At 61.0% G+C, this 11,739-nt stretch carries 9 protein-coding genes; all 9 read left to right on the top strand.

Translation table 11 applies throughout. The annotated features are described in order from the left end of the window. Positions 1-212: 212 nt before the first annotated feature. The 9 genes from ACM6JM_RS06650 (at position 213) to ACM6JM_RS06610 (ending at position 11,736) form a co-directional block, all read left to right on the top strand. Complete coding sequence (locus ACM6JM_RS06650) at positions 213-2,228, top strand: calcium-binding protein (RefSeq protein WP_039765539.1); 2,016 nt, start codon at positions 213-215, stop codon at positions 2,226-2,228. A 246-nt stretch (positions 2,229-2,474) separates the two neighbouring features. Continuing rightward, a complete protein-coding gene (rfbF, locus tag ACM6JM_RS06645; RefSeq protein WP_414881513.1) occupies positions 2,475-3,248 on the top strand; it encodes a glucose-1-phosphate cytidylyltransferase in 774 nt (257 codons plus the stop codon). Next, positions 3,230-4,312, top strand: coding sequence for a CDP-glucose 4,6-dehydratase (gene rfbG / locus ACM6JM_RS06640; RefSeq protein WP_414881512.1), 1,083 nt, complete (start codon positions 3,230-3,232; stop codon positions 4,310-4,312). Before rfbF ends, rfbG begins: the two co-directional genes overlap by 19 nt. Then, a complete protein-coding gene (locus tag ACM6JM_RS06635; protein WP_414881511.1) occupies positions 4,309-4,869 on the top strand; it encodes a dTDP-4-dehydrorhamnose 3,5-epimerase family protein in 561 nt (186 codons plus the stop codon). Before rfbG ends, ACM6JM_RS06635 begins: the two co-directional genes overlap by 4 nt. Continuing rightward, complete coding sequence (locus ACM6JM_RS06630) at positions 4,866-6,092, top strand: methyltransferase domain-containing protein (protein WP_414881510.1); 1,227 nt, start codon at positions 4,866-4,868, stop codon at positions 6,090-6,092. Before ACM6JM_RS06635 ends, ACM6JM_RS06630 begins: the two co-directional genes overlap by 4 nt. After that, a complete protein-coding gene (locus ACM6JM_RS06625) occupies positions 6,089-6,940 on the top strand; it encodes an NAD-dependent epimerase/dehydratase family protein (RefSeq protein ID WP_414881509.1) in 852 nt (283 codons plus the stop codon). The genes ACM6JM_RS06630 and ACM6JM_RS06625 overlap by 4 nt, the downstream gene beginning before the upstream one ends. Further along, positions 6,937-8,010, top strand: a complete 1,074-nt coding sequence (locus ACM6JM_RS06620; RefSeq protein ID WP_414881508.1) for a class I SAM-dependent methyltransferase — start codon at positions 6,937-6,939, stop codon at positions 8,008-8,010. Before ACM6JM_RS06625 ends, ACM6JM_RS06620 begins: the two co-directional genes overlap by 4 nt. A gap of 17 nt (positions 8,011-8,027) precedes the next feature. Next, the gene (locus tag ACM6JM_RS06615) at positions 8,028-8,765 is read left to right on the top strand and encodes a cephalosporin hydroxylase family protein (RefSeq protein ID WP_039765554.1); all 738 of its coding nucleotides are present in this window, start codon (positions 8,028-8,030) and stop codon (positions 8,763-8,765) included. Positions 8,766-8,820: 55 nt separating this feature from the next. Further along, complete coding sequence (locus tag ACM6JM_RS06610; RefSeq protein WP_414881507.1) at positions 8,821-11,736, top strand: TIGR00180 family glycosyltransferase; 2,916 nt, start codon at positions 8,821-8,823, stop codon at positions 11,734-11,736. Positions 11,737-11,739 lie beyond the last annotated feature (3 nt).

Genomic DNA, 11,739 nt, shown 5'->3' with positions numbered 1-11,739 from the left:
TGAAAAAAGGCGACTTTCGAGTCGCCTTTTTTGCGTCTTCAAGATTCTGTTTGTATCGGTATTGATACTTTTTTCACCGCAGAGCCTCAAGAATCGGAATTTTCCTGTCGATACTTCTCTATTCGCTGACCTCGGACGGTTGCTGCTGGCGTGATCGGCTTGTGCCCGGGAGGCAGGTTTCCCGATTCAACAACAACGCAAGGAAGACGCAAATGTCAGTAGTGAATGGAACGAGTGAGGCAGATGTCCTGTCGGGCACCGATGGCAATGACGAACTCTATGGAATGGAGTCGGACGATGTGTTGCTGGCAAGTGCCGGCAATGATCTGCTGGATGGCGGTGAAGGGTTTGATACGGCGAATTATTACGCCTTGTCCTCGGGGGTGAGCGTCGAGTTCAACGATACCTCGACGACCGTCACTGCCGCTGACGGCAAGGTCGATACGCTGATCGGCGTGGAGAAGGTCTTCGGCACTTTTCAAAATGACACCTTCACCAGCAATGTGGCCGGCGTGACGCTGGAAGGCAGTGCCGGTGACGATGTGTATATCGTCGGCAGCGAAGGTGTAACGATCATCGAGGAAAACTATCTCGGCTACGACGAGCTGCGCACCAGTCTCAATACCATCAAGATGGACCCGTTCATCGAGAAGCTGACCTTTACCGGCACGGGCGACTTCAAGGGTTACGGCAATGCCAGCGACAACGAGATCATCGGTGGCACCGGCAACGACTGGCTGTGGGGCGGCGCCGGCGCTGATCACTTCGTGGGTGGCGAAGGCTTCGATACCGTCAGCTATAGCGACAGCCTTGAAGGTGTGAGAGTCCACGACTTCGAGAACTACGACGCATTGACCATCGCCGCTGGCGACACCTTCACCGGCATCGAGGCGATTCAGGGATCGAATTTCGATGACGTGGTGTATCTGCTCGATAACGCCATGATCGTGGATGGCGCTGATGGTTACGACACCGTGAGCTACCGCCTCTCCTGGGACGGCGTCAATATCGGCATTGGTCAGCAGGCAGGTGCTCCGGATGTCACGTTGGTGAACGTGGAGAAAGTCATCGGTACGCCGTTCGCTGACCACTTCACCGCCAACGTCGGCGGCCTGACCCTGGAGGGCGGCGCGGGTGATGATGTGTACACGATCAACAGCGAGGGCGTGACCATCGTCGAGCAGAATTTCCCCGGTGGCATCGATCAACTGAACACCAGCCTGTCGTCGATGCACATGGCTGCGTTCATCGAGAACATGACCTACACCGGCACTGCGGACTTCACTGGATACGGTAATGACGAATCCAACAGAATCATCTCCGGTGCCGGCAATGACGTCCTGTCGGGTGGCGCGGGCGGTGATCGCTTTGAGGGCGGAGCCGGTATCGACATCGTCAGCTACGACGACAGCAACGAAGGGTTGAGCGCCTCGCTGGGCTGGGGGCCGCAAAGCGGTATCGCGCTCTACGATACCTACGTCGATATTGAAGGGCTGCGCGGTAGCCGGTTCGATGACTTCCTGCGAGGCGACTCGGGTGACAACGTCCTCGAAGGCGGGTCTGGTAGTGACCAGATTGTGGGTGGCGATGGCAATGACTATCTCTATGGCGGACTGAAATCCGGTCTCGACACAAATGTCGCGCAGGCCGACTTGCTGTCTGGCGGTTCGGGCGATGACGTCATCGTCAGTGTCGTGAATGACCTGGGTACATTGGCCCATGGAGACGAGGGCGATGACACCGTCACGGTCAACCGCGGCGGTGCCTACGGTGATGAAGGCAATGACGTGCTGACCGGGACCGGCAGCAACTACATGCTGTTCGGTGACAGCGGTAATGACGTGCTGGTTCTCAACCTTGCGGGCCAGTCCGGCACTGGCGGCTTCGCGTTCGGCGGTACGGGTGATGACACCTATGTCGTGAACACCACCGGGCTGGTAACGATTCAGGACGAAGGCTGGGACCTCAATGACACGCTGATCCTGAATACTGTCGCCAATCTCAGCCAGCTGAACGTCACTCGCATCGGTGATGACGCCTATCTGCATGGCGCCAACGACGGCAGCGTCGGCGTTCCCGACAGCGGCGTGAAACTGCAAGGCTGGTACGCCGAGTCTGCCGGGTATCCCGGGTATGCCGGGTACAACAAAATCGAGCATCTGCAGACCGCTGACGGCCAGGTCTACGACCTGCCGGCCACGATCGATGGATTCGCGATGTTTGGCTGATCCGTTCGATTCACTGAAGTAGCTTGATGAGAGGGATGAATCCGGCAACGGATTCATCCCTTTTTTCATGCCCGGACTTCCCGCCGACGCCGGGCCTGTGGAGCTGGCGCGTTTCCTGCAAGTCCCCCTCAAATCGCCATAAAACGAGCGCTCGCGGTCATTCACCTGCGCCCGGACTGGCAAAGGTTCAGCTGCAAAGGCCTGCAACAGTGAGGCCAAGCCCTGTGACGTAGAAGAGGGGAGACGATGAAGGCAGTTATTTTGGCGGGTGGCCTCGGCACGCGCATCAGTGAAGAGTCGCACCTCAAGCCCAAGCCGATGATCGAGATCGGCGGCAAGCCAATTCTCTGGCACATCATGAAGCAGTATTCCGCCCACGGAATCCACGACTTCGTGATTTGCCTCGGCTACAAGGGCTACGCGATCAAGGACTTCTTCGCCAACTACTTCCTGCACACCTCCGACGTCACGTTCGACATGCGCAACAACCGCATGGACGTTCACCAGAACTACAGCGAGCCGTGGAGCGTCACCCTGATCGACACCGGCGAGGAAACCATGACCGGCGGCCGTCTGCTGCGCGCCGGCCGTTACCTCAAGGACGAAGAAGCGTTCTGCTTCACCTACGGCGACGGCGTCTCCGACATCAACATTGCTCAACTGGTCGACTACCACAAGGCTCATGGCCGTCTGGCGACCGTCACCGCCGTGCAGCCGCCGGGCCGCTACGGCGCCCTTGAGCGGCATGGCGATCAGGTCCTTGGCTTCACCGAAAAACCGCGCGGCGACGGCGGCTGGATCAATGGCGGCTTCTTCGTGCTGTCGCCAAAAGTGCTGTCGTATATCGCCGGCGACGAAACTACCTGGGAAGCGGAGCCATTGGCTCGACTGGCCCAGGACGAACAACTGAAAGCCTTCGAGCACGAAGGCTTCTGGCATCCGATGGACACCCTGCGCGACAAGAACCATCTCGAAGCGCTGTGGCAGAGCGGGGAGGCCCCATGGAAGCAATGGGCCTGAGTTCTGAGTTCTGGCGCGGCAAGCGGGTTCTGGTCACCGGGCATACCGGTTTCAAGGGCAGCTGGCTGACCCTGTGGCTGCAAAGCCTCGGCGCGCAGGTCAGCGGTTTTTCCCTCGATCCGTCGACCGAGCCGAGTCTGTTTGAACTGGCGCGCGTGCACGAAGGCATCAACGATCAGCGCGGCGACTTGCGTGATCTGGGCGCCTTGCTCGAGATCATCGCCGACACCGAACCGGAGATCGTCCTGCACCTGGCGGCCCAGCCGCTGGTGCGCGAAGGCTATCGCGATCCGCTCGGCACTTATTCCAGCAACGTCATGGGCACCCTCAACCTGCTCGAAGCGATTCGTCAGGTCGGTTGCGTGCGGGCCTGCGTGCTGGTGACCACCGACAAGGTCTACGCCAACAAGGAATGGCTGTGGCCGTACCGCGAGGACGAAGCCCTCGGTGGCCACGACCCTTACAGCAGCAGCAAAGCCTGTTGCGAGTTGCTGGCGCAGTCTTACGTGGCATCGTTTTTCCCGGCCGACAAGTACGCCGAGCACGGTCTGGCCCTGGCCACTGCGCGCGCCGGCAATGTGCTGGGCGGCGGCGATTTCGCCCCAGAACGGCTGATTCCCGATGTACTGAAAGCCTGGTCGGCCGACGAGCCGGTGACCCTGCGTTACCCGCAAGCCGTGCGCCCGTGGCAGCACGCGCTGGAGCCGCTGGCCGGCTACCTGCAACTGGCCGCCGGGCTCTACGAACAAGGCCCGGAATACGCCGGGGCGTGGAACTTCGGCCCGGGCGAAGCAGACATGTGCAGCGTCGGCGAAGTGGTTGAACTGCTCTCCAACCGCTGGCCTCAGGCCCGTGGCCTGCGCCTCGAAAAGAGTGACCTGCACGAAGCCGGCCTGTTGCGTCTTGACAGCAGCCGCGCTCGTCAGGTGCTCGGCTGGCAACCGCGCTGGTCGTTGCAGCAATGCCTGACCCAGACCCTCGACTGGCATCTGGCGTGGCAGAACGGCGACGACATGCGCACCGTGACCCTCGGCCAACTGAACCTGTACCGGGGCGCGCTGTGAGCGAGTTTTCCTTGAAACCGTTGCCGCTGGCCGGTTTATTCAGCGTTCAGCACAAACGCTTCCAAGACCAGCGCGGGCACTTCGCCCGGCTGTTCTGCGAGGGCAGTCTGGAGGCGTTTGGTGCCGAGTTTCACATCCGCCAGATCAACCATTCCTGCACCCGCGAGCAGGGCAGCGTGCGCGGTCTGCATTACCAGAACGCCAATGCGCCGGAAGCCAAACTGATCACCTGCCTGCGCGGTGAAGTGTGGGACGTGGCGGTGGACCTGCGCCCGGATTCCGAAACCTTCCTGCACTGGCACGCCGAGCACCTGAAGGCCGGCGACGGTCGCAGCCTGCTGATTCCTGCCGGCTTCGCCCACGGTTTCCAGACCCTCACCGAAGACGCCGAACTGCTTTACCTGCACAGCGCCGATTACGCGCCGGAGCACGAGGGCGGTCTGTCGGTGAACGATCCACGGCTGGCGATCGCCTGGCCGTTGCCTGTCAATAATTTGTCAGCGCGTGATTCCAGCCATCCCGCGCTCGATCAACACTTTGCTGGAGTGCGTCTATGAACTGCCGTGGGTGCGCTGCACCGCTGAGCCTGCCGCTGATCGACCTCGGCACCTCGCCACCGTCCAATGCCTACGTCCACGCCGATCGGCTGGAGCAGGCCGAACAATGGGTGCCGCTGAAGGTCGCCGTGTGCGAGCAATGCTGGCTGGTGCAGACCGAGGATTACACCTCCGCCGACAGCCTGTTCGACGCCGAGTATGCCTACTTCAGTTCGTTCTCCAGCACCTGGCTGGCCCACGCCGAGCGTTATGTGGCCCAGATGGTCGAGCGCTTTGGCCTGACCGCTGACAGCCGCGTGGTGGAAGTCGCGGCCAACGACGGCTACCTGCTGCAATACGTGGCCGGTCGCGGCATCCAGTGCCTGGGCGTCGAGCCGACCCGCAGTACCGCGCAAGCGGCGCGGGAAAAAGGCCTGGAGATTCGTGAACTGTTCTTCGGTCGCGATACCGCCACCCAGCTGAAAAGCGAAGGCTGGGCCGCCGATCTGATGGCCGCCAACAACGTGCTCGCCCACGTGCCGGACATCAACGATTTCCTCGGTGGTTTCGCTGCGCTGCTCAAACCGACCGGCGTCGCCACCTTCGAATTCCCGCAACTGCTGACGCTGATGGCCGGCGCGCAGTTCGACACGCTGTATCACGAACACTATTCGTACCTGTCCCTGACTGCCGTGCAGACGCTGTGCGAACGCAACGGCCTGGAAGTGTTCGACGTCAGTCAGCTGACCACCCATGGCGGATCGCTGCGGGTGTTCGTCCAGCGCAAGGACGGCGAACGCCGCGCCGTGCAGCCTGCCGTGCAGCAGCAGTTGCAGGCCGAGCTCGACGCCGGGGTGAAAAGCGCCGAGTACTACGCGACGCTGGCGCCGGCTGCCGAACGGATCAAGCATGACCTGCTGCGTTTCCTGTTGCAGGCCAAGGCCGACGGCAAACGTGTGGTCGGCTACGGCGCCGCTGCCAAGGGCAACACCTTGCTCAACTACGCCGGGGTCAAACCGGATCTGCTGGCCTGGGTCGCCGATGCCAACCCGCACAAGCAGGGCAAGTTCCTGCCCGGCAGCCGCATCCCGATTGTCGCGCCGGCGCAGATCGATATCGAGAAGCCGGATTACGTGCTGGTGCTGCCATGGAACCTGTTGCATGAAGTCAGCCAGCAGCTGGCTCAGGTGCGTCAGTGGGACGGTCGCTTCGTGATCGCCGTGCCTGAGTTGAGTGTGCTGTGAAGGTTCTGGTCACCGGAGCCACGGGCTTCGTCGGTCGTCATCTGGTCGCAGCGTTGCTGGCCCGTGGTTGCACGGTGCGGGCGGTGGCGCGCGATGTGCAGAAAGCTGCGGACATGCCGTGGATCAAGCACGTCGAGTTCGTGAGCGCGGATATTCACGCGGCGGATCTGAATGTCGCGGCGCTCACCGAGGGGGTCGATGCACTCGCCCACCTGGCCTGGCCGGGGTTGCCGAACTATCGGGCGCTGTTCCATTTCGAGCACAACCTGATGGCCGACTATCGCTTCATCAAAGGCGCGGTAGAGGCGGGCGCGAAGCAGGTGCTGGTGACCGGCACCTGCTTCGAGTACGGCATGCAGAGCGGCCCGTTGAGCGAACAGAACGACGCGCAGCCGAGCAATCCTTACGGTTTGGCCAAACACACGCTGCACCTGTTTTTGCAACATCTGCAGCAGGAGCATCCGTTCACCCTGCAATGGGCACGGCTGTTCTACCTGCACGGTGAAGGGCAGAACCCCAACAGTCTGTTGGCCGCGCTGGACCGGGCAATCGATGCCGGCGATGCGACGTTCAACATGTCGGCCGGTGAACAGCTGCGCGATTTTCTGCCGATTGAAACCGCTGCCGCTCATCTCGCCGCGATCCTGCACAAACGCGACTTCGACGGCACGATCAACTGCGCCAGCGGCCAGCCGGTTTCGGTGCGGTCGCTGGTCGAACAGCACGTGCGTGAACGCGGCGCGACCATCGGCCTGAACCTCGGCCATTACCCGTATCCGACCCACGAACCGCTGGCGTTCTGGGCGGTGACCGAGCGCTTGCAACAGTTATTGGGAGAGCCGCAATGAGGCACGAGTTGTATCGGGTCACCGACCTGCCGGTGCTGCAGAACCGCACCTTTGCCGATCCCGAATCGGCGAAGGCATCGGCCAGCGCCGACATGTTGCTGGTGCAGGATGAACGCAGCGGTCTGATCTTCAATGCGGCGTTCGACGCCGACAAGCTCAGCTACGACGCCGACTACCAGAACGAGCAGGCGCATTCCGGTCAGTTCCAGAAGCACCTGAGCGATGTCGAAGGCATCATTGCCCGGCACTTCAAGGGTCAGGAACTGATCGAAGTCGGCTGCGGAAAAGGCTATTTCCTCGAGTTGCTCAAAGGTTTGGGCTACCGCATCACCGGCATCGACCCGGCCTACGAAGGCGATAACGCCGACGTGATCAAGGCCCCGTTCACCCAAGGTCTGGGCCTTGAGGCGGACGCCATCGTGCTGCGTCATGTGCTGGAACACATTCAGGATCCGCTGAGCTTTCTGGCAGTGATCGCCGAAGCCAACCAGGGCGGCGGGCAGATCTACATCGAAGTGCCGTGCTTCGACTGGATCCTCGAACACCGAGCCTGGTTCGATCTGTTCTACGAGCACGTCAATTACTTCCGTCTCGATGACCTGCGCCGGATGTTCGGCACCGTGCACGAGGCCGGTCACCTGTTCGGTGGCCAATACCTGTACATCGTCGCTGACCTTGCCACGTTGCGCCTGACCCCGGAACAACCGGTGCCACGCCTGGCCTTGCCGGACGATTTCACCGCCAGCCTCGAGCGCGCGGTGCAGATCATCCAGGGCGCACCCGAGCAGGGTTCGGCGATCTGGGGCGCCTCGTCCAAAGGCGTGATCTATTCGCTGTTCCTGCAACGCGCCGGCGTGGCGGTGGATCGCGTGGTCGATATCAACCCGGCCAAGCAGGGGCGTTACCTGCCCCTGAGCGGCGCCCGGGTGTCCTCGCCGCAAGAGGCAATGGATGCCTTGCCCGAGGGCGCCAACCTGTTTGTGATGAATTCCAATTACCTCGAAGAGATCAAGCGGATGACCGGTGGACGTTACGTCTATCACGCCGTCGACAGCGCTTCGTTCCAGTGACCCTTGAGATTTTGAAAATGACCGACAACAGCATCAACAAAGCTTTCGAAGCCGAATGCCGCGAGCAGATCGCCCAACAGGGTGACGACCAGAAACTCACCGGCCTGGCCCGCGATTTCTTCAACGAATCGGCCAAGCACAAGTACAGCTACCACTTCTCGTGGATGGGCCGTCCGATCATCCAGCTGCCGCAAGACATGATGGCCATGCAGGAAATCATCTGGCAGGTGAAGCCGGATCTGGTCATCGAGTGCGGTATCGCCCACGGCGGTTCGATCATCTACTACGCCTCCCTGCTGGAACTGCAAGGTCACGGCGAGGTGCTGGGCATCGATCTGGACATCCGTGCGCACAACCGAGAAGCCATCGAAAGCCACCCGATGAGCAAGCGCATCAAGATGATCGAAGGTTCGAGCATCGACCCGGCCATCGCCGCTCAGGTTCGCGCTGCCGCCGAGGGCAAGAAAGTCATTCTGGTGCTCGATTCCAACCACACCCACGACCACGTGCTCGAAGAGCTGCGCCTCTACGCGCCACTGGTTTCGGTCGACAGCTACTGCGTGGTGATGGACACCGTGGTTGAAGACATGCCGGCCGATTTCTTCCCGGATCGTCCATGGGGGCCGGGCGATAACCCGAAGACTGCCGTGTGGAAATACCTGGAAGAGAGCAAGGATTTCGAGATCGACGTTCAGCTGCAGAACAAGCTGCTGATCACCGTGGCGCCGGACGGCTATCTGCGTCGCGTTCGTTAATTCGCAACATCACCAAAGCGTTGTCTCGGCGAGTCGCCGGTTGTGGAGAGAAGTTATGCAAGGCAAGTACAGTTCTGAACTGACGCTACCGCTCAACGAGCTGTTGACCGTAGTGCTGATTACGCACAATCGTCCGGCGTTCCTGCGTCGGGCGGTGAAGTATTACAGCAGCTTGCCCTGCAGAATCATGGTGCTGGACTCCACGGCCGAGCGGCCGGAAGGCGACTTCTCCGCAGTTGATTACCACCACGTGCCGCAGTTCGCTTACTGGGGCATGCAGGCCAAGCTGGCCTATGGCGTGGAGCAACTGACCACGCCGTACATGGTGCTGGCGGCCGACGACGACTTCATCCTGCACGATTCGCTGGCCGAGTCGGTGGGCTTCCTGCAGGCGAATCCGGATTACGGCATGTGCCACGGTTACTGCATGATGTACCTGACGCTGGGCGGTGGCGTGAGCTACTACCGCCGCGACAAGAAAGTGCAGGAAGACTATGCGTCCGAACGGGCGCAGGACCGCGTCGTCGACTACATGAGTCAGTACATCCCGCCGTTCTACGCGGTCACCCGTACCGACCTGATGAAAACCTGGCATTCGGCATTGCCGCCGGGCACCAGTTTCCAGTGGCAGGAAATCGGCCATGTATATTTCCTGCTGGCCAGTGCCAAGGCGCGAATCCTGCCGATCCCGTATGTGGTTCGTGAGATCAACTATGGCAACTCTGAGCACAGCACAGAGGTCTACCACTCGCTGACCTATATCGATGCGAAATCCGTGGCCGAACGCGAAGCCTTCGCCGAGTTCCTCGCGGGTCTGCCAACCGGTATCAAAGACTTGAACGCAGAGCAGGGCAAGGCGTTTGCCCTGCAAAGTTTCGAGGCGATGGTCGACAGTCTGCAAAGCGGCCGCGCCCTGACGGCGGAGCTGATTATCCAGTCGACGTGGAACCAGGAGCTCAAGCGGCCGGACCGCCGCTTCGGCCCCCTGCAGTACGTCGAAATGCCGTTCTACAACCAGGCATTCTTCGATCGCCTCGAACAGTTCGAATTCATGCTGCACGCGATGCCGGCCGGGCGCATTCAACTGGAAAAACTCGAGGGTGTGTGGACGCGTCAGGCGCACCTGATCCAGGCGCGCAACAACGATACCCCGGCCAGCGTGCTTGACCGTCTGTGGCAGGCCCATGATCTCAATGCGTTCAACCGCACCGTAGCCAAGCGCCTGGCCGAGCAACTGGAGCTGTCTGGCGAAAGTGAGGAAGCGCTGAAGATGCGTGACTGGATCGCACGTCTGGAAACGCTGACCGTCGCCGATCACCATCAGGTGTTCGACCAGATGCAATCCGGGCGTCTGCTCAAGTGGCTGGAGTCGCGTCAAGCCGATGCGGTGCAGATCGGGTCGATTGCCGAACATCTGGCCGTGAACGGTGGTGGTCCGCAATTCGGCATTTTCCTGCTGGATATGGATGACGACATCGACAAGTTGCAGGTCAGCCTCGACAGCCTGCTCGAAGGTCAATGCAAGGCATTTCGCATTGTCGTGTTCACCACCGGTGAAGCACCGGCGGCGACCACTGCGCAGAACACGCTGCACTTTGTCCGCGTGACTCCCGACAATCTGGTCGACAAGCTCAACCTGAGTGCTCGTCAGTCGCCTTGCGACTGGTTGCTTCTGGCTGAGGCGGGGGATGAGTTCACTGCCGGCGGCCTGTTGCGCGCCAGCCTGGAGCTGATGAACGCTGGCGGTATCAGCGCCGTTTCCACGGACGAGATTCAGCGCCGGGAAAACGGTGCGCTGATGGATGTGTTCCGTCCGGGCTTCAATCTGGACCTGTTGTTGAGCCTGCCGGGCCTGATGGCGCGGCACTGGCTCATACGGCGTGAAGTGTTGTTGGAAGTTGACGGCTACCGGGCCGATTTCAGCAAGGCGCTGGAGTTCGATCTGCTGCTGCGCATCATTGAACAGGGTGGCCTGAACAGCCTGGCGCACCTTGATGAGCCGCTGCTGATCACTCAGGCGCCGGAGCTTGAAGAGAATCCGCATGAGCGTCTGGCATTGCTGCGTCATCTGGGCAATCGCGGTTACAAGGCCAAGGTCACGTCGGCGGTGCCGGGGGTCTACCAGATCGACTATCACCATAGTGATCGCCCTCTGGTTTCGATCGTTATCCCGGCCGGGGACGATCTGTCTGCTCTGCAACGCTGCCTGGAAGGCGTACTGTTGCGCACCCGCTATCACAAGTACGAAATCCTGATTGCAACCACGGCTTCGCAATCGGCCGAGGTCAATGACTGGCTCGGGACTTATCAGCATCCGAAAGTCAGCGTGCTGCGCGCCGATCAATCGCTCAGCACGGCCGCGCTGTGCAACGCGGCCAGCCAGCAGGCTCAAGGCGAGTTTCTGGTGCTGTTGGCGGCGGACGCGGAAGTGGTCAATCCGAACTGGCTCGACTCGCTGCTCAACCATGCGCTGCGTCCGGAAATCGGGGTGGTCGGTCCCAAACTGGTCGACCGCGACGGCAAGGTCAGCCAGGCCGGTCTGATCCTGGGCATGAACGGTGGTGTCGGCTCGGCATTCGTCGGCGAGAAACACGACGCCGAAGGCTATCTGTACCGGTTGTCCGTGGACCAGAACTACACGGCGGTTTCCAGCGTTTGCCTGATGGTGCGCAAAGAATTGTTCGAGGCTCTGGGCGGTCTGGACGACAACACGTTCGCTGCCGGCTTCAGCGATGTCGACCTGTGCCTGAAGGCCGGTCAGGCCGGCTACCTGACTGTCTGGACGCCATCGGTGCAAGTCATCCATCAGGGCGATATCGCCCAGGCTGATCAGGCACTGGCTGCATTGCAGGAAAAATGGGCGGCGGCGTTCGCTCAGGATCAGGCGTACAACGCCAACCTGAGCCTGACTGGCAAAGGCTTTGTGCTGAACGACAGCGCTTCGCTGAACTGGGCGCAATTGATCGCCTAGGCC

The organism is Pseudomonas sp. IT-P2 (assembly GCF_949767575.1).
Lineage (GTDB): Bacteria > Pseudomonadota > Gammaproteobacteria > Pseudomonadales > Pseudomonadaceae > Aquipseudomonas > Aquipseudomonas pharyngis.
Note: the sequence above shows the minus strand (reverse complement) of the source record. Positions and strands in the feature narration are given on the sequence as shown.